We start from the raw sequence: 23,231 nt of genomic DNA on the forward strand, positions 1-23,231 counted from the left end.
TTAATGTTTATGATTTTTAAAATTGATAAGATGGGCTGTAATGAGCCCTGCAGCTCCTGCATAGATTAAAGGAATATGGAGTTCAAATATGAAGTCTGCTGTTACAGAAACAGCAATGAGAGCTATTGATCCCCAAAATAAAAATTTTAACCAAAAATGGGTTACTTGTTTTGTGACTCTGTAAACAACCCAGGCTCCAATCAAAAGAAATGCAAGATCAATATAAGGGTTGTGTGATATTCCTAATGGGATAATCAATAATAATGGGAAAACAATGCAATGAATCAGGCATAAAACTGCCGCTGAGATTCCTACAGCATCAAGAATTTTTGATTTCATAAAGTTCAGAATTTAAATTACTTATTGTAACTTTGTTGCAAATGTAAATATAAAAATTTAAATAACGCAACTTTGTTGCATTAAAATATGAAACAAGTCAGAAATACACACGCTAAAACCGAAATTTTAAACCTTATTAATGCTTCTGAGGTGGCTGTCAGCCATTCTGATATTCAAAAGAAGCTAGGCGATTTGTGTAATAGGGTTACAATTTACAGGGTTTTGGAACGTCTTGAGAATGAGGGTGCTGTTCACAGAATTGTTAATGTGGATGGTGTGGTTAACTTTGCAAAGTGCAGTGGAAAGTGTAGTCATGAGCAGCATTTTCACAATCATGTTCATTTTAACTGTAAAAAATGTCATTCTGTAACATGTATTGAGAATGCTATCCCGGAAATTAGCCTACCGAATGATTTTATTGCTGAGGAATACAATTTTATTATCAGTGGAGTGTGCCCAAAATGCAGTAATATTTAGATTACCTGTAACGGTTATAAATTGATAGATGCCGGAAATAGGCCGATTGAAATGTTGAATTCAGTTTCAATAAAATAATTGCCACGAATACACTATAAAATTATTGGTGCATTCGTGGTAAAAAATAAAGTGTTTTGAAAGATCCGCTATAAAGGCGAGATATACACTTCTATTTTAGTTCCGTCATAATTAAAAGTTCCATCAGGATTAATCTTTCCAAGAACCCATTTCATATCTACCGGAACAGACCATGCAGAACCTAATGCAAACCCGTTGACGGATCTGATCTCATTTCCATTTCCTGTTGTAATAGCAGAATGAAACCAGGTTTTGTCTATAGGTCTGTAGAAACCAATGGCTTTTCCTTTAGCAATTGGTGAATATCCATCCCATTTTTTTCCTCCGGAATAATTGAAGGTTTCTAACCATTTCTGGCCTGCTGAACCTGCCAATTGATCCGGACTGATGCTGGCTCCTCTCATATACAAAGCATACGCTACCACATCATGGCAGACTCCGTTGCTGTACTTTGAAATATTTTCTGCTCCTGAAAGAACGGCATGGGCTACAGGTGCCCTTTCAGATAAAGATAACTGAGCCTTTCTGGCTCCTTCTGGTGTTACTGACATATTAATATTGTTTGTTTGGTTTCGTAAAGATAGTCATTTTAAAATTAATTGAAAATGAATGGATTATAATAAAAATGAATGAAAAAAGCGAAAAGTTTTTACTATTTCAGGCTCATAATAAACCATCGTAAATTTTCCTGTATGTACTTGACATATTGTGTATTAAATTGGATGTAAACGATTTAAAAATATAAACGCCAATTATGAGACATACAATGAGATTAGTTATTCCATTATTATTTTCATTGGTACTTTACTGAATGTGTTCAGCCAGTCTGTAAGTAATAGAATTTCTAGACTTCCAGTTGGAAAAGTCCCATCGTAGCATTATGATAATGATCCGGACGACCTTCTGTGTCTGTCATTTTCTTATCTCCCAAATAAGTAAAACCACACTTTACATAATAATCCGTTAACCTCTGATTTCCAGCGGTAGTATCCATTCTTACATATAACTTATTGTGCTGAGGAGCGAATTGTTTTGCCCACTCTACAATCTGTTCAACAAACTTTTGTCCGCGGAAGTTAGGGTTAGTAGCAATTCTGTGTATATAAATAGCTGGGTCTTCATTTTTTTCCGCCCAAACCTGATGATCGTCGAAAGTAATACTCCAGACACAGGCTAGCTGTCCCTCTACTGTAATTTTAAAATGACGCCCTTCATTGATTTCGGTTTCAATCATTTTTCGATCAAACTCCGGCCATTGTACACCGGATACGGTTTTCTTAAAATCGGAAGCCATTTTGTATAAGCTAAGGACCGCCTCCATATCCTGCAAAGAAGTATTCACTATCATTATTCCTTGTTATAGAGCGAAGATACGAAAAATGCATGGGAGTCTTTCCTTATTGTTATTCAGAATGGGTATAAATACCGTTGGATTGCTAATGTTGCGTTGGGAAACGTAAATAAAAATACTATTTTTATCGGCCAAAAAAGAAAAGACCACGTATGCCGACTGATGCTTCTCATAAGCTGATTCCGATGACAACCTTCGTGCTTGAATATTATGCCCACGAAGGATATGCCGATCTTCAAACCCTGAGTTTGATGAATAATTATGCTAATTTTTTAAAACAATCCCTTACTCTGGGAATGTTTGTTCCTGTAGATCCCAACGGAAATGTATTGAAGGAACCGAAAAATTATGCTTCATGGAAATCATTGGAACATAATGACAGCAATGATGAAAGAACAGATATAGCAGGTTTTGAAGAATATGGTGAATATCAGAAAGCAGAACGTAATTGTATGTTTGAAGGTTTCAGAGTAGACTATAACGGGTATTCAAAAGTAAGAATTGTAGCTTCTTATGATACTTCTATAGAACTGTCATTCAATAAAAATGATCTTATCCCTACAGGTTTCAATGATGTAGAATCGTTAACTGTTTTTGATGATATCTTTTTAACTTCTAATGCTTTAAAGCTAATTGGGATAAAGGGTAAAAAATAAACTGTCTATTATTTTACTTTATAGGCTATTATTGTTTTGTTAAATTTCTACTTCTGTCACTCCGTAGGAGCCTAAATATCGTAAAGTAATTCTTTATACATAAGGATTTTTAAAACGCAAAGTTTATCTTTTGCTGCTGCTAAATTGTAAGTGAGCAAAGTGTTGATCGATTGAAAATCGATCTGATGAAGTGTATGGTTACCATTAGCTTAGTTAAAGGTTTTGCCGTAATTTTTGCTTCCTTAAGATGATACATTTAGTAAATAAAATCTTTGCGTTACATTCAGATATTTAGGATTATATATTTTAGAAAAATAGAAACAAAAAACCTTTATCAATAAAAGATAAAGGTTCTGTTAAAATAATTTTATCTGACACATTCCCCAGAGCGGCATTGATATCCTGATGGACACAAGCCGTTAATACAAGGTCCTGCAACATCAGGATAACATCTCTCATCAGCTCTACAATGAGAATTAGGTGGACATAATCCAATGAGGTTTCCAATACAAACCCCTACAGGAAGAGGTAAATTAATCTCAATACCAATTGCTCCGGCAATGTTTTTTAACGTTTTTCTGTTTAATTTTTTCATGGTTTTCGTTTTAATAAGTATCATACTTTATTGAATATGAACAAATCAAAGGTACTCATCCATTGATGAGCAGCATACAGTAGTTTTACTTAATCTTACAGAAAAGTGTTAAAGGTTTTGAAGCTGGAAGAGGGATGCTGGAAGTTACTGTTCAGCTTTTTATGTGTGAAAGTAATTCAAGCTCAAATATCTTTAGAACAGAACAAAACTATAATTGCTTTTCGGGCTTCTAACTTCCTCACTTTAGAAATGATTTAACAATAGTTACCAAGCTCATCAGAATAACAACTATCCCCACCACCACAAACATCTTCTTGGTTGGAAGTTTGGAAGTAAGCATTGCGGAAAACGGAGCGGTAAAGACTCCACCCAACAGAAGTCCCAAAACAATATTCCAATGATGAATTCCAATGGTGAAGATAAAAGTGATAGCACTTGTTAGTGTCAGCAAAAACTTCGCAACTGTAGAACTACCTACCACATAACGGGGAATTCTTCCTTCTTTAATTAATGTTCCGGTTACTAATGGTCCCCAGCCACCTCCAGCAAAGGAATCTATAAATCCTCCAACAAGTCCCAATACTCTCAGGTTAGTTCTTCTTTTGGTTTTAATACGGCTTTTATTTTTATCCTTAAAAGCGTTTCTGAGAATATTTGATCCCAAATATAAAGTATAGCAGGCAATGATAGGCTTTACAATGTGGGCATAATGCTCTCCATAATGAGATAAAGTTAATGCTCCAATGATAGATCCTACAATAGCCAATGGAAATAATACCCAAACCATTTTTTTATTGACATTTCCCAATTTATAATGGCTAAACCCACCGGCTGCCGTTGTAAAAGATTCTGCTGAGTGAATACTTGCGCTTACAACAGGTGGGGGAACGTTCAGTAACAACAATATTGTGGTGCAGATTACGCCATATCCCATTCCCATAGATCCTGCTACAATTTCAGCCAAGAAACCAGCAAGGAGCATCCAATAAAAAATATGACCGTCTTTACTGAGAAAAATCTGTATATCATCAGCAAGATCAAACTGATAAACAACAAGACCAAAAATTCCCAAAAGAAGCATAACTCCTATGATAGCAAGGTAAATATTAGCCTTTCTCTGAGCTATTTTGGTAATACTAATGAGTTTTTCCATCTCCAGATCAGGTTTTGCAGGAGAAATTTTTCCCTCGGATAGATATTGGGTAGTAATTTTATTAAGCTCTGTAACTTTGTGATTAAAATCTCCTTTCAACTGATTGCGGATGTTCTGCATATTATCCAACACAAGATCCATTTCATCAGGGATGGTTTCTGTAAAAGTCTCTCTAAGTCTCTTGGCAATGGTTGGTGATTTTCCATTTGTAGAAATGGCAATTTTGAGACTTCCCTTTTTCACAATAGAACCTAAATAGAAATCACAGAGTTCAGGCTTGTCTGCAATATTAACCAATACGTTTTTCTGATGGGCCGCTTCACGGATCTGTGCAGCTAATTCAATGTCATTCACTGCGATAATTGCTACATCGGTATCATTGAAATCATCCCCATGATAAGCTCTTTCGTACAACTTTATATTTGAATACTGATTCTGTAAAGTTCTCACTTCAGGGCTAATTTCCTTGGCTATCAATCTTATTGGGGTTTCAGGAGAATTACCCAATACCGATTCAAGCTTTTCAAGGGCAATTTTTCCACCTCCGATGATGAGTAACGATAGGGTTTCAAGTTTTAAAAATACGGGATATAAGGAATTGCTCATCTTGATTACAGTTTTAAATCATAGGTAAAAGCCAGATAGTACAAACCGCCAATTTCAGGACCTGCTGCATATTGGAAGTAACGTCTGTTCAGAAGATTGGTGGCTCCAATTTTTACATTCGCGTGAATTTCAGGAATTTTCCAGCTTGCCTGGGCGTCTATGGTATAGTAAGCAGGAATTTGTCCGGATGCTAAAGGACTTTCCCACGCAAAACTATTCTGCCATCTGGCGACTACTGTAAATCCTATATTCTTAACAATTTCCCTGTTTCCCACACTTATATTCACCATCCACTTCGGCGTATTGAATGCCGTAATAAACAGGTCTGAAGAATTATTGGAAGCGAGGTCGTTATAAGATACATTGGCATTCACATTGTAGTTTTTAACTACATTATACCGGATTCCAAAGGATGTTCCATAGCTTTTGTAAGTGGTGTTGCTATTGGTATATACTCTGTATCGGTCCTGTTTGCTTCTGTCTAACATTGCAAGAACGGCTGTATTGCTTCCTATCTGGCTATTTTTAGGGACGGCTACTTCTACTTGACCCAGAAATCCTTCATAGATATTGTAGTAAAAGTCCCAGTCCAGCGCTAATTTATTATTAAAAAATACTGATTTATAGCCTATTTCAAAGGAATTGATCTTTTCCGGCTGTAATTTTTGCAGATTGGCAACGGCTAAAAGCTGTTTATTGTCCTGTGCAGCCTGGCTCTGACTTTTTCCGCCATCTACATCAGCATTCACTGCTGCTGTAAACCTATCAATTGATGCTAACGTGTAAGAGTTTTCCAGATAGCCTAATCCGTCATTCACTTTTGTGAGTCCGCCTACTCTTCTTACATTTCCGTTATTCACGAAGGAAAGAGCTTCAAATAAAGATGGAAAACGGTATCCGTTTTGAAAAGATGCTCTGAAATTGTGCTGTTTAACGGGAGAGTAAACAATACTTATTCTCGGATTTAGCTTAGCTTCAAATTCCGGATTCCTATCGATACGAAGTGCTGCATTAATTTTTAATTTTTCATCAAAGAACAGCTTGGTAATCTGGGCAAAAGCTCCATATTTCTGATAGATTACATCTTTACCGAAAGTACCGTCAGATAAAGGGATATTTCTTTCTTTAACCGGTCTGTTAAAATCTACGAAGTTGTTTCCATCAGGTGTTATGCTGTACAAACGGTAATCTATTCCTGCTAAAAGGTTAAAAATCTTTACAAACCTGCTGAAATCATAAGTAAGTTCTCCCTGATAAAACCTGGATTTCTGTTCCAGTTTCGCTCCACCTGTTGCAGGAGCTCCGGCAATTCCTGCATTGGCAGAATCCCAGTTATTGATCCCGATAATTGTGTTTTTTAACTGTTCAAAGGCTGTAGTTCCTGGTACTACTCTATTTTTATCCGCTTCACGACGTGCAATGATAAGCGCATCATTTAGGTTTGTGCCTGCATTGAGGTTATTTTGAAGTGCCGTCTGGAAGATATTTTTCCAGTTGTTATTAGAAAGGTTGGTAAGATCCAGATTATCAGCCAAAGGTTTCAGATTATAGGAATCTCCTGTATTTTCTATGGAGACATACGCTCTGAAAGTAAGTTCTTTGCCGGTAAGCTCTACTTTGTGGTTTTGTACGGTAGCATTCTGTAAACGGATTTTGTTTCCTCTTTGAAAAGTTCCGTCAAGTAATCCGTAACGGTACACGTAAGAAGCTTTCCACTGATCTCCGAAACGATAGTATAATCCGGCATCAAATTTTATATTCTTTACTTCCGGACTTACGAGATCTTTTTCCAGATATCCTGTTCTGGAAACATTAAATGTGGTTGGTTTCCCATTATAATCTACTTTTACCGCTACCCTGTTGTTTCTTTCGTCACCGTATTTGTTCCAAAGGTCTTCTGCCGGATTATTGGCTAAAGAAAAATTAGGATTCGCGGTGATTAATGAATTAGGATTCTGATCGGTCTGATTATTTGAAATCCAGTCTGTTCCAGTAAAATAGGAAGCATTTACTTTAACGGCAAAGTTTTTATTGAATACCTTGGCAAATCTTATGGCACTTTCCCCCAGAGAACTGATTTTATGATTGTAATTATCTACATGATTCACGCCGCCACGGAAATAAACACTTATTCCTTCTGATGTAAACGGATCTTTAGTCTGGAGACTTGCGAGTCCATTGATGGCATTCATTCCATATAAAGCGGAAGCGGCTCCCGGAGTGACTTCCATCGATTGAATATCCAGCTCTGTAGGACCAATAGCGTTTCCAAGTGGAACTCCTAAGGTGGCAGACTGTACATCTACTCCATCCACCAACTGCATAAACCTGAAGTTATTGGGAGAATTAAATCCTCTGGAATTAGGAATTTTCAGCGTAAGACTGGAAGTTAGGAGTTGTAACCCTTTTACGTTTTCAAGGGTTTCATAAAATGAGGCAGCCGGACTTTCCCTAATTGTTTTAATATCAATTTTTTCAATAGCAATGGGAGATTTCAGAATTTTTTCAGGAATACGGGATGCGGAAATAACCACATCATCAATAATGGTATTCTGAGGATTAAGCCCAATGGTAAGTTTGTTGGAAAGCGAAAGAATCTCCACAGTCTGGCTGGAAAAACCATCTTTATTGATAATCAAACGGAAAGGAATGGTAACTCTTGTTCTTATTTTAAAATTTCCAAGTTGATCTGTTGATGCTGTATCCTGTGTATTTTCAATCTGAACTTTTACGGCATCAAGTCCTTTTTGAGTCCCTGTATTCTTAATGATTCCGCTTAATTCTATAAGCTGCTGTGCTTCTGCCAGATTGCAGAATAAAAATGTAAATAATATAACTCCTGTTTTAGGCAGGAAATATCCCTGTCTTTTGTTTTTCATTGTTCTTCTATTTTAGGTGAGTAAGAATGAGCTGTTTGAATGTGGTCTTTTATTTAACCACCCCGTCAAAAATTCTTTGAATTTTCGCCACCCCTCCAGCGGAGGGGAATATGAAGTTTTTCAATTGTAACAAGGGTTTTACAAAACTTTAATGTGCTTTTATACACAAAGTATGTTACTTGAACAACTTTAATTGTCAAAGTTTTTGTGACTTTTGTGGTTTAAATAAAATTCAAACAGCATGTATGTTGTCTGTATTGAAAATCAACAGCACATACACATTCGTTCACCTAGAAGAAATGGTTGATGTTTTTTTAGTTTTTTCGGGTTATAAAAAAGGCTGGTCATATAATCAGTTTAAGGTTTGTAAGTAACGGTATGAAAAGTCACCAAAGGTTTCTTCTGTATCTTTTTTCTGTACATAGATTCCGAAAAGTTCATCCAGAGTGGTCAGAATTTCTTCTTCACCAATGTTTTCTCTGTATTTCGTATTCAGACGCATTCCTAATCGGTCTCCTCCAATGTGAAGATTGTATTTCCCATAAGCTGTTCCTACAAATCCGATTTCAGCATTAGGAGATCTTCCGCATCCGTTAGGACATCCGGTCATTCTTATTGTAATATCGTCTTCTAAAAGACCATGTTTTTCAAGAATAGGCTCTATCTTGGTCACCAAAGATGGTAAATAACGCTGTGCTTCCGCCAGAGCCAGGGAACATGTATTTAAAGCAACACAGGCTACAGAGTTTTTACGCAGAGCACTTGCCTTTTCAGTAGCCTCTGAAATTCCATATTCGTGTAAAAGACTTTCTATAGCTGCTTTATCTTCTTGATTGATATCAGCAATAATCAGGTTTTGGTTACAGGTGAATCTGAAATTGACATCTGTGGTTTGAGCAATCTTTAATAATCCTGATTTTAAAGGATAGCCTTCAATGTCAAGAACTCTTCCATGTTCTACAAACACAGTATAAAACCATTTCCCTTCATGGTTTTGAGTCCAGCCATAGCGGTCTTTTCTCTGTTCAAACTTAAATTCTCTTGCAGGTTCAAAGCTGAATCCGGTTCTTTTTTCTACTTCAGTTCTGTACTGATCGATGCCAAGCTTATCAATGGTATATTTTAATCTTGAAAGTTTTCTGTCGCTTCTATTCCCAAAATCACGCTGTACAGTGATGATTTCATAGACTGCCTTTAAAGCTTTCTCTTCAGAATCTACAAATCCAAGTACAGAAGCTAATCTTGCATAGGTAGCTTCATTTCCGTGAGTAGCTCCTAATCCGCCTCCTGCAGCAATATTGTATCCTACGATCTCATTGTTTTCAACGATGGCAATCAAGGCAATATCATTAATGAATACATCTACATCATTATTGGGTGGAACGGCAATTCCGATCTTCAGCTTTCTGGGAAGATATCTGTCCTGATATAAAGGATCTTCTTCAGTTTTTCGGTCTACAAGCAATTCATCATCAATCCAGATATCGTAATAAGATTTGGTTTTCGGAAGGCACATTTCACTGATTTTACCTGCCAATTCATAAGTTTGATGATGCAATGGCGATTCTGAAGGGTTGGCAGTACACGTCACATTTCTGTTCACATCCCCACAGGCAGCAATAGAATCAAGATGGTTCAGGTTAAAATTCTGAATAGTTGGTCTTAAATGTGATTTTAAAATACCATGCAGCTGAAGCGTCTGTCGGGTTGTTATTTTAATGGTTCCTGTAGAATGATCATTGGCAATATCATTCACTCCGATCCATTGATCTGAGGTTAAAAATCCACCGGGAAGTCTCAGTCTTATCATATAGGAATACAGCCATTCCAGTTTTTTAGAAACACGTTCTTCCCTTCTGTCCCTGTCGTCCTGTTGGTACATTCCATGGAATTTGATTAAGGTCTGATCGTCTTCTCTTATGGCTCCTGTAAAATCATCGGCAAGACTTTCCTTTAAAGTCCCTCGGAGTCCGTTGCTTTGGGTTTTAATTCTTTCTACAGGGGAAAGATTATCTTTATGGTTCATAATTGTTTTCTTTTAAGGGTGTGGGGTTTTAATAAACATCTTTAGCATATCGGCCGTTGAGTTCCATCTCTTCCAGATAGTTTACGGCTTCTTCCTGGCTGCGTTTTCCGTGTTGCTGAATAATATTGAGCAGTGTATTTTCTACATCACGGCTCATTGGATCTTTAGTTCCGCATACATACACTGAAGCTCCGTTTTCAAGCCAGTAAAAGACTTCCTGTGCTTTTTGTTCCAGTTTGTGCTGAACATATATTTTTTCAGCAGTATCTCTTGAAAAAGCAAGATCCAAATGGGTTAAGCTTCCTGTTTTAAGGAAATCCTGAAGCTCAGACTGATAAATAAAGTCTGATACAAAGTTTCTGTCTCCAAAGAACAGCCAGTTCTTCCCTTCTGCACCCACAGCATCACGCTCCCAAAGGAATGATCTGAAAGGAGCGATTCCTGTTCCAGGGCCAATCATGATAATATCTTTATCCGGTTCCGGTAATTTGAAGTGTCCTGCATCCTGAATGTAGAATTCAACGTCACTTCCTTCAGAGAACTCACTCAGATAACCGCTGCACAGACCGTTGTGTTTCTGGTGGTCAATAAAGAATTCCGATCTGGCAACGGTAATATGGATTTCATTTTCTCCATGGGCTTCCGGAGAAGATGAAATGGAATATAGACGTGGTGCCTGTGTTGTTAAGACTTGAATTACTTCTTCAAATTCTTCAGCATTTTTCACAGGATAAATTCTTAAAAGGTCCAAAAGACTCAAACGTACTTCCGGAATGGAATGTCCTGTAATCTTAGCATATTGAGCGACTACGGTTTTTAATAAGTAGCTAATATTAAGATGTTTGTGTAAAAGCTCTTCTACGGTGTCTGTAACTTTTGTGGTTTCGATCTGTTTCTTAGGATCAATTCCTGTTACGGCAATGATTTCATCTACCACGAGCTTTGAATTGTAAGGAATAATACCCAATGCAGCGCCGGGTTGATAGCTTAAAGTTTCTTCCGTTTCTATTTCAATATGATAGGTTTCCTTTTCAGAGGTGATATCATTCAGATTGATAATGGCTGATACTTTCCCCTGGTATTTTTTTCTACCTGTTGAAGCTTTCTGAACAGATACATTTTTAACAGTATTGGCTGAAGTTTTATTAACAGCTTCAAAGACATGCTCTATCCAGTTTTGGGCATCCTGTTCGTAATCAATATCACATTTTTTTAATGGAATGATTCGTTGAGCTCCAAGGAGTTCAAATCTGGAATCTACGTCCTCTCCTGTTTTGCAGAACAAAGGATAACTGCTGTCTCCCAATGCCAGAACTCCAAATTTTAAAGCACTGAGATTGATTTCATTTTCATAAATATAATCATAGAACTTTTTGGCCAATACCGGCGGATCTCCTTCGCCCTGAGTACTGATGACCACAAAGAAAAATTCTTCTTTAGAAAGATCTTTAGGCTTATATTGGGAAAGATCTGCTAATTTCACCTGAATTCCTTTTTTCTTAATGATTCCAGCAAGTGATGTAGCTAATTTTTTACTGTTTCCGGTTTCTGTGCCATAAGCTAAAGTGATTTTTTTAACCGTATTCTGTTCCGGAAGAGTTACCTGTAAAGGTGGCTGTACCCCAGTAAGAGGTGATCCTGCCAATCCGGCGAGATATCCGCTTGCCCAGATGGATTCGTCTCTGGAAAAATCACTGGAGATTTGTTTAAGGATGTTTAATTTAGTTTCAGACAGCATATTCGAAGAAATTTTGAGTTTTTGATACTAAGCTTCCATTTTCCACCGATTTAAAGTAAAGGCCTTCCTGTTCTGCATTTTCAAGCCAGGAAAACTCTTCATGGAGATTCACAATTTTTCCTATCACTACCAATGATGGCGAGGCGAAGGATTTATCACCCAGATTTTTACTGAAATCCTCAAAAGATGAGGTGTAGACTTTCTGATAAGGCGTTGTAGCCTGTTCAATCACAGCAATTTTTTTCTCGTCAGAAATATTCAATCTGTTGAATTTCTTTACAAGATCAGTCAGGTTACCTTTAGACATATAGAATACAAGAGTGTCCTGGGTTGCTGCAAGCTCTTTCCAATAGTCTTCTGTAAGAATTTCAGATTTATAATAGGTAAGAAAACGAACAGATGTTGAATACCCTCTTGCTGTTAAAGGCATTCCCGCATAGGCAGCAGCTCCTAAAGCAGCCGTAATTCCGGGAATAATCTCAAACGGAATATGATTTTCTTTCAACGTCTGTAGTTCATCCAGAATATTGGAGAAGATTGAAACATCTCCGCCTTTAAGTCTTACAACGGTTTTGTTCTGCAAAGCATAATCAACCATTAAAGTATTGATAAGAGACTGAGGCGTAGACGCATTTTTGCTGCATTCTTTGCCTACATAAATAAGCTCTGTATCTTTGTTGACGTAAGTTTCCAAAATTTCAGGACTTACGAGGCGGTCTGCCAGAACAACATCTGCTTTGGCGATGGCTTTAACGGCTTTTACTGTGATTAAATCAGGGTTGCCGGGCCCTGCACCGATAAGGTAAACCTTAGGTGATTTTATTGTTGTATTCATTGAAATCGGTGTTGGTTAAAGGATTTTAGAAGAGTCCCTCAAGAGAAAGATATCTTTCTCCGGTGTCGTAATTAATGGTAAGAATTTTAGCTCCAGGCTGAATTTGTGGTAAATGTTTTGCAATAGCGGCTAAAGCGGCTCCTGTGGAAACCCCCACAAAAAGTCCTTCTTTTTTAGCTGCATTAATGGCATATTCATACGCTTCATCCTTCCCTACTGTAATTACACCGTCTAAAAGGGTAATATCTAATATGGATGGTACAAAACCGGCTCCCAACCCTTGCAGTGGATGGGGTGCAGGGCTTCCGCCACTTAATACAGGAGAAAGTTCAGGTTCTACAGCGATTACCCTAAGATTAGGATACTGCTCTTTTAATGCTTTAGCAATCCCTGTGATGTGGCCTCCTGTTCCTACTCCTGTAATCACATAATCTAAACCGTCCGGGAAATCTTTTAAAATTTCCTGAGCTGTTGTCTCTACGTGTACTTTTACGTTGGCAGGATTGTCAAACTGTTTAGGAATCCATGAATTGGGCGTTTCTTCTGCTAATTCGTTAGCTTTCTCAATAGCTCCTTTCATCCCTTTTTCTCTCGGTGTAAGCACAAATTCAGCTCCATAGGCTTCCATGATTTTACGACGTTCTATACTCATGCTTTCCGGCATAACCAGGATAAGCTTATATCCTTTTACTGCAGCCACTAATGCCAATCCTATTCCTGTGTTTCCACTGGTTGGCTCTATAATGATGCTGTCTTTATTTAATAATCCTTTGGCTTCTGCATCTTCAATCATCGCTAAAGCAATTCTGTCTTTGATGCTTCCTCCGGGGTTGCTTTTTTCCAATTTAATCCAGATTTCGTGATCTGAACTGAATAAGTTGTTAATCTTTACGACTGGTGTATTTCCAATGGTTTCTAGTGCGTTCTGAAATTTCATATCAATACAATTTTTTGTTTTTTCTGTTTTTATATTACAAAGGTTAATGATTCCGGTAATGGATTGTTATCCTTTATTCTTATTTCACTTTTATTATAGACCAGAGAATTAGGGGGTACATCCTGGGTAATCCATACATTTCCCCCAATAATACTATCCTTTCCTATGGTTGTATTGCCTCCCAAAATGGTTGCTCCTGAATAAATAATGACATGGTCTTCAATATTAGGATGCCTTTTCTGGTTGGCTTTTTCTTTGGAGACATTCAAAGCGCCCAGGGTTACTCCCTGATATATTTTGACATGATCGCCAATAATGGTAGTTTCTCCAATGACAATTCCGGTTCCGTGATCGATGAAAAAGTATTCTCCGATTACTGCACCGGGATGAATGTCTATTCCTGTTTTGCTGTGTGCATATTCTGAAATAACACGGGGCAAAACCGGTATTTCCTGATTCCAGAGCTGATGGGAGATTCTGTAAACATAGGTTGCAAAATATCCCGGATACGCAAGGTATATTTCATCTAAGGAATCTGCTGCCGGATCAAACTCCAGAATAGACTGTGCATCCTGAACCAGATGATTGTAGATTTGTGGCAGAGCCTCAAAAAAAGCATTCACCTGTACTTCGGTAAGGTCTTCATCTCTTGTGATAGTATTAATCAGGATGAAAAGATGGGCATGCAGCTTATCAAAATCCTGCTTCAGATGATCGGGAGTATTGATTTGCTGAGGCAGAAACAATACTTTATACAATTCTGTTACGAAAACCTTTACCCTTGCTCTGTCAAAGAATCCATGAGTTTTATCCTGTTTGCTCTGATGAATTTTTTCAATAAAATGGTTTGAAACTGACATTTTCTTATTGAATTATACAGGCTGCAACCGTTGAATTGGATGTTTCATCTACTAAAATGGCAGAACCTGTTCTTTTGTTATTAATAAAACTGTCATACACTAAAGGCTGGGCTGTTCGTATCATTACTTTTACCACTTCATTCAGCTTGATGTCGCCCTCAGCTTTTTCCTGGGTTAATGTATTCACATCAATTTTATAATCAATCTCTTTTACCACAGCTCTTATCAGTCTGCTGTTTTGCTGTAACAGGTATTTGTTACCTGGTTGCAGAGATTTCTGGTCAAGCCAACAGAGAAGAACTTCAAGGTCTTTTTCAATCACAGGAAGTTGCTCTTCCGTAACAAAAATATCGCCCCTGCTGATATCCACATCGTCTGTTACATGGAAAACGACAGGCTGCCCTTCAAAGGCTTCTTCTTTTTCGATTCCGTTGATCTCGATTTTTGCAATTTCACTGGTAATTCCTGCCGGAAGAATCTGAATTTTATCTCCTTTCTGAAACTTTCCGCTTAAAACCTGTCCTGCATATCCTCTGTAATCATGTAATTCTTCAGTTTGAGGACGGATTACATACTGAACCTGAAAACGGCTTCCTGTATTTAATTCTTCATTCAGGGTTACATTTTCCAGATATTCTAAAAGAGAAGGACCCTGATACCAGTCTGTCTGAGATGATTGGGAAACGATATTATCCCCTTTCAGTGCTGAAATTGGGAAATAGCTTACCTCATTTAACCCTAGGTTTTCTGCAATTTTAATATAGTCTGCTTTTATGTTTTCAAACACTTCCTGTGAGTAATCTACCATATCCATTTTATTGATGGCTACCGCTACTTTTTTCAGTTTTAGTAATGAAGCGATGATAGAATGCCTTCTAGTCTGTTCAATAACTCCCTGTCTGGCATCGATAAGAATCACCATCAGGTCAGAGTTGGAAGCCCCTGTAATCATGTTTCTGGTATATTGTACATGGCCTGGAGCATCTGCAATAATGAATTTTCTCTTCGAGGTTGAAAAATATCTGTAAGCAACATCAATGGTGATCCCCTGCTCTCTTTCAGCACGTAATCCGTCTGTAAGCAGAGCAAGGTCTACGCCGTCATCATTTTTGTTTTTAGAATGTTTTTCCAGTACTTCTAACTGGTCCTGTAAAATACTTTTACTATCGTATAGCAGTCTTCCGATAAGGGTACTTTTACCGTCATCTACGCTTCCTGCTGTTATAAATCTTAATATATCCATCTGTTTTTGTTTATGAGTAATGAATAACGGACAATGAGTAATGGTGAACATCATAAGTAAAAAGCTGTTAATCCAATTACTTATTACTCATTGCTAATTACTTATCTAAAAATAGCCTCCTTTTTTACGGTCTTCCATCGCCGCTTCCGTCACGCGGTCATCAATTCTGGTTTCTCCGCGTTCTGAAATTCTGGTGGCTACAATTTCTTCAATGACAGCATCTATGGTGGTTGCTTTAGATTCTACTGCTGCGGTACAGGTCATATCTCCTACAGTACGGTATCTTATCTTTTTTACGGTAATGATATCATCTGTTTCTAAAGTAGCGTGATGAGAATTGGCAATCCATTGTCCGTTAAGGTCTACCACTTCCCTGTCATGCGAGAAATAAATGGAAGGGAGTTCAATTTTTTCTCTTCGGATATAATTCCAGATGTCAAGTTCTGTCCAGTTGCTGATTGGGAATACTCTTACATTCTCTCCTTTATGGATTTTTCCGTTGAAGATGCTCCATAATTCGGGACGTTGTAATTTTGGATCCCATTGTCCGAATTCATCACGAACTGAGAAGATTCTTTCCTTTGCACGGGCTTTTTCTTCATCTCTTCGGGCTCCTCCGATACAGGCATCAAATTCAAATTCTTCTATGGTATCAAGCAAAGTATAGGTTTGTAACCAGTTTCTGCTTGGAAATTTTCCTTTAGGCTCTGTTAAACTTTTCTTTTTGATCGTATCTTCTACTTTACGAACTACCAGATCAACCTCCAGCTGATTAACAAGCTCATTTCTAAAGTTTAATACCTCAGGAAAATTATGCCCTGTATCTACATGAACAAATTTGAAAGGTATTTTTCCGTAGCGGAAAGCTTTTGATGCTAAATGAGCCAGGACAATACTGTCTTTTCCGCCACTGAACAGAAGTGCCGGGCGTTCAAACTGTCCTGCGACTTCCCTTAGAATATAAATAGATTCAGCTTCCAACTGATCCAGGTAATTTATGTGATATGTTGACATATTTTCTTTTTTTTATTGATGAATATGCAGACCGCATTCTTTTTTATTGGCATCTTCCCACCACCATCGGCCTGCTCTGAAATCTTCTCCTTCCTGGATGGCTCTTGTACAAGGTTCGCATCCGATGCTTACAAATCCTTTTTTATGAAGATAATTGTAGGGTAACTGATTGTTTTTTACATAATCTGTCACCTGCTCTGTACTCCAGTGAAGAAGTGGGTGAAACTTAATGATCTGATTATCTTCATCCCATTCCAGGGCCGGCATATTCTGCCTGTTTGGGGAATGTTCAGCTCTTAAACCGGTGATCCATATTTTATATCCTTTTAAAGCAGATTTCAAAGGATGTACTTTTCTGATCGTGCAACAGGCTTTCCTCTGCTCTACGGATTGATAAAATGAATTAGGTCCGTTTTCTGTTACAAATTTTTTCAATTCCTCAGTGTCCGGGTAATAAGCTTTGATTTCTTTTTTGAAAAAGGCTTTTGTTAAGGCCCAGGTTTCATACGTCTGTTCAAAAAGTCTTCCTGTATCCAGAGTGAAAATATCAACATTCAAGTTTTTTACCAGATGAGTGATCACTTGATCTTCATAACTGAAACTGGTTGAAAATACTACTTCACCTGGAAATTTCTCTGTCAATATTTGTAGAAAATCCGATTGAGAAGGCTGTCCAGAGACTTCTTCTTTCAATTTTTCGAATTCATTTTTCAGACTGTTTTCCATTTCCATTCAAATTTGTTGATGCAAATATATATAAAATTCTATAACTCCTATCAAAATAGTAGAATTTAAATGAAAAAAATTATTTTTTGTTGATAAACGAGGTCAGAGTGGCCTCCATCATGCTTTTTCTGGTTTTCTCACGAACAATGATTAGTTCATTTCTAAGGTAACATTCTGCTTCATCTACACAATCATCACATGCTTCGTAAAAATTTAGAGACACACAGGGAGTTAATGCAATAGGTCCGTCAAAAATGCGGTAGATATCTGCTAATGAAACTTCATCAGGGGATTTTAAAAGGTAATACCCTCCTACTTTACCCTGTTTGCTATTGACAAGTTTGGTTCTTTTAAGTTCAAGAAGGATTTGCTCCAGAAACTTTTTGGGAATATTCTCATCCTGTGCAATAACAGAAGTGGACAGATAGCCTTGATTGTAATTTCTTGCTAATCTGACCATTGCTTTCAGCGCATATTTGCAACGTTTGGACATCATAATCTACGCAAGGTATAACAAATTATCTGATTATCGAAATGTTTTTACGGAATGAAAACCCTGGTTAGCAATTATGGAGTTGAAGTCCAAAATTCCTATAAAGTTTTATTTTCTTTTTTAAAGGCAGACGGAGACTTGCTTTTATAGGTTTTGAATATTTTATTGAAATGGTTAACGTCATTAAAACCAAGTTTATCTGCAATTTCACTGATGTTATAGTTACTTTGAAGCAGAAGTTTTTCAGCAGCTTTCACTTTATACTGAATGATATGCTGTTGGATGGAAAACCCCGTTTCTTTTTTAATATAAATACTGATGTAATTTGGGGAAAGCAGGAATTCTTTAGCCAGGTTTTCAATTTTCATTTTGTCTGCATCCAGAAAATTGACGTTGATATAATATAAAATTCTATCGATTCTGCTTAGATTCTTAGACAGCCATTTTTGATTCATATTATTATTCATCGTATTCCTAATGAGAATGGTAAGAACTGTAGAAAAGAGATCAGCGGTAATTTCTTTACTGTATAAGTTTTTCTGGCTGAATTCATTTAAAAGAATCCGGGAAAGCTGAAGAAGGTGTTCCCTGTCTGCTTTATTTTTAATAACGGATTCATACACAAAAGACCGGTCTTCTATGAGAAGCTGAATCATTTTTTTAAGCTCATTTTTTTTATTCATCAGAAGGTTTTCCCAGATATATTCTTCTGTAAATTTTATGTAAATGAACCGGGTCTTATTCTGAATGGTAAATTCGTGAGCATCACTTGGCCTGAGAAGGAAAATATCTCCTTTTTGGTACGGGAATGTAACTCCGTTCAGGTGATGAGATCCTTTTCCGTTTTCTATAATAATGAGTTCATAGAAATTATGGTTATGATATTCAATATCCCAGACCTCCTTTTCGATTCTGAAAACGTTGAAGGAATTGAAGTTAACAATTCTTTTCATGAATAATGGATTTTTACAAATTTAGGATTAATTTTTACAATAAAACCGAATGTTTTAATAGTCAATTTTGCAGTGTAAATACATGTAAAATGAAATATATAAGACAATCGGTAATGATGCTTGCCACAACGGTATTTCTAATATCCGGGCTGAAAGCTAACGACAGCATTGGAAAAGGAATGCCACAGGAAAAAAAGATTTCAGTAACCAAGAAGCATTGGCCTAATGGAGCTCAATTAGTGATTTCGGTATCTATGCAGTTTGAAACGGGTGGTCAGCCTGAAGGAGCAGAAAGTCCTTTCAGTAATACTCCACTTCCTAAAGGGCAGCCGGATCTCCCTGCGGAAAGCTGGTATCGCTATGGTGGAAACGAAGGTATTTATCGGATGTTGGATCTTTGGAAAAAGTATGATATCAAAGTAACTTCTCATATTGTAGGAACTGCTGCTGAGAAATATCCGGAGATCGTAAAAGCCATTGCAAAAGGTGGCCATGAGATCGCAGCTCACGGGATTTCATGGGATAACCAATGGAATAAAAATTATAATGAAGAATTACAGTTTGTAAAGCAAGGAGTGGATGCTGTTGAAAAGATTACAGGACAAAAGGCTATAGGTTACAACTGCAACTGGTTGAGAAGAAGTCCGAATACTCTGAAAGTACTACAAGAGCTTGGTTTTCTTTATCATATTGATGATCTCAGCCATGATGAGCCTTTTATTACCAAAGTAAAAGGGAAAAATTTTGTAGTGATTCCGTACACTCTTCGTAATAATGATATTGTCAATATTGAGGGAAAACACTGGAGCCCCAATCAGTTTCTTGCCCAATTAAAGTTTGAGTTTGACAGGCTTTACGAGGAAGGGGGAACGAAAAGAAGAATGATGAGCATCAGTTTTCATGACAGAATAGGTGGAACTCCTGCGATGGTTCACGCTATGGAAGAATTTATAAAATATACAAGGGAAAAACAAGGCGTTGTATTTATGAGAAAGGATGAGATTGCTAAAATGGTGATGAATGATCCGGATACTCCTGTTGATAATAGCGAAGCAAAGTTTAATGATTAACAATTTGCCTTTCAGATTAAAATAACCACTCAAATATAATTTTATGAATACAAAAACAGCCTATTTTTTCCTTCGTTTATCAATGGGAATCAATTTTTTCGGTCATGGTTTGGTGAGATTAACCAAGCTTCAGGATTTTGCTGACGGAATGATGAAAGGTTTTGAAAAAAGCTGGCTTCCCCAGCTATTTGTGCAAATGTTCAGTACTGCACTTCCCTTTTTAGAATTTACAATAGGGTTTATGCTTATTATTGGCTTTAAGATGAGAATTGCTACAATGGCGGGAGCTTCCCTCATTATTCTGCTGTTATTGGGCAGCAGTACTGTTGAGAATTGGGAAGCAATGGGAATTCAGATGATCTACGCAGGATTGTTTTATATCCTGATTTCCAGAATGGATGATAATGCTCTCTCACTGGACAGAAATAGCAAATAATAAAAGAGAAAGTAAACTGAAAAGATCATCCAGTTTATTTTCTCTCTTTTTGTTTCTTCATCTATTATGATTCTTTTGAATATAAAAAATAAGCGAGTTCTCTGTTTTCTTCTATCAGATTTTCGTTTCTGTTAAATCCACATTTGAGAAGGACTTTTTGAGAACCGATATTATCAAGATCTGTTACGGCAACAATTTCTTTCTTTTCATCTGTTGAAAGACAGTGGCTGGTAAGGGCTTTGCATATTTGAGTTCCGATTCCTTTTCCCCAATAGTTTTCTCCAAGGATGTATCCAATTTCTGCCTGATCTGGGTTATGATGAAAATCTCTGGCCAGACACATTCCAACAAAATCATCATTCTGAGCATCAAATATTCCCCATCTGCTGAATGGCCCTTCTTTATAATCTAGCAAAGCTTTTTCAAACATCTCTTTAAATTCTTCAGGAGATTTGTAAGGCAGATGACGGGTAACATTTTCATTTTTAAAAAGATTCAAAAATAAATCGAGTTCCTGAGGGACAAATTCCCGTATGATGATGGTATCGTTTTTATAGTACATAAGAATAATTTGCTTTTGAAATTGATGAATAAAATTACAGAAATAAACTTATAATTGCCGATAAAACCTGATAATATTCGTAATAAAACAAAAATGGGCTTAAAAAATTAAGCCCATCTTGTATTCAACAAGTGAATAACTAACATATCAATACTAAATTATTTCATTAAATGCATCTGTTTAAAAAGCTTTAAATCAGTTTGTAACCGCTTTGAAGTAGTAATCAGGAAAGAAAGGTTCCATTTCCAGAATACTGCCCATCTTCAATATTGTATTGATATAGCATTCTGATCCTATTTTTTAATGAATTTTTGGGAAGACTTCCCTAAAGAAGTTTCAATATCAATTAAATAAGCTCCGCTTAGGAAGTTTTTAACATCAACTTTGTCACCAGTAACTTTAGCATTCATTTTTCTTCCAAACATGTCATAAACAGAAATTGATTTAATTTTTCCTTTTGTTTTAATATTCAATACATCAGAAACTGGATTTGGATAGATGGAGGTTTCTGAGTTTGTTGTATCAACGTCTGAAGTGGATAATGATGATAATACACAAGGTGTTGTAATACTGCCATTTGGTTGTGTATTATATCCATACTCTGTGACAGAATAACCTGAACCATTGGCCCCAACAATCAGTTTGAAATAGCCGTTAATATTGTAACCTTCAAATTGGTTTCTAAAACCAACATAAGCGGTTTTGCCAGACCAGTTAGTGTATGTAGGAGTATATACGTCAAGTTGCCCTGGAGTACCAGTTGGGTAACCTATATTATTTGCATTAGTTATAGTGGTACAAGCCGGAATTAAACTAATATTTCTTGTTCCTGTTTCACATACTAATCCTTTCCAATAGGTTTCCAATTTTAATTGATTGGCTCCATAGTACCAAGCGCCATACCCTGCATCATCACTAAGCTCCGGGTTAATGATAAAATATTTCCAAGTTGCCCCGGAGTTGGTTGTTACTGTTGTTACATTTGGGTTGGCATAACTTTCCAGAGGATTTCCTGTAACGATTTTATACGGATCTTTGTAAGAAAAAGTTAATGCCAAAGCTGTAGTTGATCCTAATGAAGTTACGCCTCCTGTTATAGCCGGATTCAGGAATGTAATTGACGAATTCAGGACCTGACTTTTAGGATGACTGGTTGCTGCACCATTTATGGTAAGTGTAGCAGTAGTAGGGCTTGTAACTGCTATAGCTGCTGTTAATCCTGATGGTAATGAAGAAGTGAAATGTATTCCTGCAGTAAGAATTGTTCCATTGGGTACGGCAAATGTTGCTCCGTTTAGCGTAATCGTTGATTTAGGGGCAGATGCTACTGTTCCATCTAATGACACGGCTCCATTATTGTTTAAGTTCTCTGTAAATGTACTGTTGCTAAGGGTTAATTTAGGCGGAGTATTGGCAACTCCGGTTGCGGCTAAGTTGGCAGGTTGCCATAAATTTATTCGCGATGGATGGTTTAATGCTGCCAGCATTCTGTCAACCTGTCCATTGGTAAACATTTTATAACAACCGGAAGAACCATTGTATCCCATATAGTTTTCAACGTTTACTTTTTGTCCGAGACAATTGTTTCCAGTTGTACATCCTAATCCGGAAGAAGTATTTTCTACAGGAGTGTCAGCAACACCATCACCATCATTAGTTGGGTTTGCAGTTGAACATGGAACATTAAACGTGTGTTGAAGATTTAACCAATGCCCAAATTCGTGAGTAAATGTATCAGAAAACTCGTTTGAAGCTGCTGTACCAGCAGCATTAAATATATAACGCCCATTATAAACAACTCTGGCTGTATTTACTGAAGTCATATATGAATCCGGATACCAGGCAACTCCCGATTGATATAAATCTTTATCAGCATATAGATCATTTTGGATATACACATTCATATATTTTGTATTATTCCATGCATCTGCGCCAATTTCTGTATCATATCCGCCTCCATTGCCATATCCACCTTTGAAAGGGTGAAAAATCACTCCGCTTGTTGCTTTTCCGGTTGGATCAATTTTAGCTAATCGAAATTCAATATTTAACGCTCCTCTGATAGATTGGAAGTCAGGATCTACAGTATTTGAATCAGTGTTGATTCCATTGAAATTTAAATTGATTTGTTGCAGTAAGTCAACTACTTTTTGGTAATTTACTTTTACATTACTTTGAGATTCTCCATAAACATGGAAAACCAC

General features: G+C 37.0%; 22 protein-coding genes. 4 read left to right on the top strand and 18 right to left on the bottom strand.

Features of this window, described 5'->3' with window-relative positions; all coding sequences use genetic code 11:
• Positions 1–339: a MerC domain-containing protein gene (locus tag BOQ64_RS14230; protein WP_129057485.1), complete on the bottom strand. Its 339-nt coding sequence runs from the start codon at positions 337–339 to the stop codon at positions 1–3.
• Positions 340–426: 87 nt separating this feature from the next.
• Between BOQ64_RS14230 and BOQ64_RS14235 the strand changes: the two genes are divergently transcribed.
• Positions 427–816, top strand: a complete 390-nt coding sequence (locus BOQ64_RS14235; protein WP_129057486.1) for a Fur family transcriptional regulator — start codon at positions 427–429, stop codon at positions 814–816.
• A gap of 146 nt (positions 817–962) precedes the next feature.
• Here BOQ64_RS14235 and BOQ64_RS14240 read toward each other — a convergent pair whose 3' ends face one another.
• Together BOQ64_RS14240 and BOQ64_RS14245 are read right to left on the bottom strand one after the other, a co-directional pair.
• Complete coding sequence (locus tag BOQ64_RS14240) at positions 963–1,445, bottom strand: hypothetical protein (protein WP_129057487.1); 483 nt, start codon at positions 1,443–1,445, stop codon at positions 963–965.
• Between the two features lie 293 nt (positions 1,446–1,738).
• Complete coding sequence (locus BOQ64_RS14245; RefSeq protein ID WP_228448386.1) at positions 1,739–2,188, bottom strand: GNAT family N-acetyltransferase; 450 nt, start codon at positions 2,186–2,188, stop codon at positions 1,739–1,741.
• 209 nt (positions 2,189–2,397) lie between these two features.
• On the opposite strand from BOQ64_RS14245, the gene BOQ64_RS14250 reads away from it, so the two are divergent.
• Positions 2,398–2,901, top strand: a complete 504-nt coding sequence (locus tag BOQ64_RS14250; protein ID WP_129057489.1) for a hypothetical protein — start codon at positions 2,398–2,400, stop codon at positions 2,899–2,901.
• Between the two features lie 367 nt (positions 2,902–3,268).
• Here the strand turns inward: BOQ64_RS14250 and BOQ64_RS14255 are convergent, their stop codons facing one another.
• From BOQ64_RS14255 to BOQ64_RS14315, 13 genes are all read right to left on the bottom strand, one after another.
• Positions 3,269–3,496 (bottom strand): hypothetical protein, encoded by a 228-nt coding sequence (locus BOQ64_RS14255; RefSeq protein ID WP_129057490.1) that lies wholly within the window; start codon positions 3,494–3,496, stop codon positions 3,269–3,271.
• Positions 3,497–3,734: 238 nt separating this feature from the next.
• Positions 3,735–5,255: a TSUP family transporter gene (locus tag BOQ64_RS14260; RefSeq protein WP_129057491.1), complete on the bottom strand. Its 1,521-nt coding sequence runs from the start codon at positions 5,253–5,255 to the stop codon at positions 3,735–3,737.
• Between the two features lie 5 nt (positions 5,256–5,260).
• Positions 5,261–8,134: a TonB-dependent receptor gene (locus BOQ64_RS14265; protein ID WP_129057492.1), complete on the bottom strand. Its 2,874-nt coding sequence runs from the start codon at positions 8,132–8,134 to the stop codon at positions 5,261–5,263.
• Positions 8,135–8,486: 352 nt separating this feature from the next.
• A complete protein-coding gene (locus BOQ64_RS14270) occupies positions 8,487–10,160 on the bottom strand; it encodes an NADPH-dependent assimilatory sulfite reductase hemoprotein subunit (RefSeq protein ID WP_129057493.1) in 1,674 nt (557 codons plus the stop codon).
• Between the two features lie 28 nt (positions 10,161–10,188).
• Positions 10,189–11,898 (bottom strand): sulfite reductase flavoprotein subunit alpha, encoded by a 1,710-nt coding sequence (locus tag BOQ64_RS14275; RefSeq protein WP_129057494.1) that lies wholly within the window; start codon positions 11,896–11,898, stop codon positions 10,189–10,191.
• The gene (gene cobA, locus BOQ64_RS14280) at positions 11,888–12,733 is read right to left on the bottom strand and encodes a uroporphyrinogen-III C-methyltransferase (RefSeq protein ID WP_129057495.1); all 846 of its coding nucleotides are present in this window, start codon (positions 12,731–12,733) and stop codon (positions 11,888–11,890) included. Before cobA ends, BOQ64_RS14275 begins: the two co-directional genes overlap by 11 nt.
• Before the next feature lie 25 nt (positions 12,734–12,758).
• The gene (cysK, locus tag BOQ64_RS14285) at positions 12,759–13,670 is read right to left on the bottom strand and encodes a cysteine synthase A (protein ID WP_129057496.1); all 912 of its coding nucleotides are present in this window, start codon (positions 13,668–13,670) and stop codon (positions 12,759–12,761) included.
• Between the two features lie 29 nt (positions 13,671–13,699).
• Positions 13,700–14,530 (bottom strand): serine O-acetyltransferase EpsC, encoded by an 831-nt coding sequence (gene epsC, locus BOQ64_RS14290; RefSeq protein ID WP_129057497.1) that lies wholly within the window; start codon positions 14,528–14,530, stop codon positions 13,700–13,702.
• Between the two features lie 4 nt (positions 14,531–14,534).
• The gene (locus BOQ64_RS14295; protein ID WP_129057498.1) at positions 14,535–15,773 is read right to left on the bottom strand and encodes a sulfate adenylyltransferase subunit 1; all 1,239 of its coding nucleotides are present in this window, start codon (positions 15,771–15,773) and stop codon (positions 14,535–14,537) included.
• 105 nt (positions 15,774–15,878) lie between these two features.
• Positions 15,879–16,787 carry a sulfate adenylyltransferase subunit CysD gene (cysD, locus tag BOQ64_RS14300; RefSeq protein WP_129057499.1) on the bottom strand — a complete coding sequence of 303 codons (909 nt, stop codon included), beginning with the start codon at positions 16,785–16,787 and terminating at the stop codon, positions 15,879–15,881.
• A gap of 12 nt (positions 16,788–16,799) precedes the next feature.
• Positions 16,800–17,513 carry a phosphoadenylyl-sulfate reductase gene (locus tag BOQ64_RS14305; RefSeq protein ID WP_129057500.1) on the bottom strand — a complete coding sequence of 238 codons (714 nt, stop codon included), beginning with the start codon at positions 17,511–17,513 and terminating at the stop codon, positions 16,800–16,802.
• Positions 17,514–17,592: 79 nt separating this feature from the next.
• The gene (locus BOQ64_RS14310) at positions 17,593–18,009 is read right to left on the bottom strand and encodes an RrF2 family transcriptional regulator (RefSeq protein ID WP_129057501.1); all 417 of its coding nucleotides are present in this window, start codon (positions 18,007–18,009) and stop codon (positions 17,593–17,595) included.
• Between the two features lie 95 nt (positions 18,010–18,104).
• Complete coding sequence (locus BOQ64_RS14315) at positions 18,105–18,959, bottom strand: AraC family transcriptional regulator (protein WP_129057502.1); 855 nt, start codon at positions 18,957–18,959, stop codon at positions 18,105–18,107.
• An 89-nt stretch (positions 18,960–19,048) separates the two neighbouring features.
• On the opposite strand from BOQ64_RS14315, the gene BOQ64_RS14320 reads away from it, so the two are divergent.
• Positions 19,049–20,029 (top strand): polysaccharide deacetylase family protein, encoded by a 981-nt coding sequence (locus BOQ64_RS14320; protein WP_129057503.1) that lies wholly within the window; start codon positions 19,049–19,051, stop codon positions 20,027–20,029.
• A 43-nt stretch (positions 20,030–20,072) separates the two neighbouring features.
• A complete protein-coding gene (locus BOQ64_RS14325; RefSeq protein WP_129057504.1) occupies positions 20,073–20,465 on the top strand; it encodes a DoxX family membrane protein in 393 nt (130 codons plus the stop codon).
• A gap of 64 nt (positions 20,466–20,529) precedes the next feature.
• On the opposite strand, the gene BOQ64_RS14330 is transcribed toward BOQ64_RS14325, so the two are convergent.
• Entirely contained in the window at positions 20,530–21,027 is a 498-nt protein-coding gene (locus BOQ64_RS14330) for a GNAT family N-acetyltransferase (protein ID WP_129057505.1), read from the bottom strand.
• Positions 21,028–21,320: 293 nt separating this feature from the next.
• Positions 21,321–23,231, bottom strand: coding sequence for a zinc-dependent metalloprotease (locus tag BOQ64_RS14335; protein ID WP_129057506.1), 1,911 nt, complete (start codon positions 23,229–23,231; stop codon positions 21,321–21,323).

Origin of the sequence: Chryseobacterium sp. CH25 (genome assembly GCF_004119455.1) — a bacterium.
Taxonomy (GTDB): domain Bacteria; phylum Bacteroidota; class Bacteroidia; order Flavobacteriales; family Weeksellaceae; genus Chryseobacterium.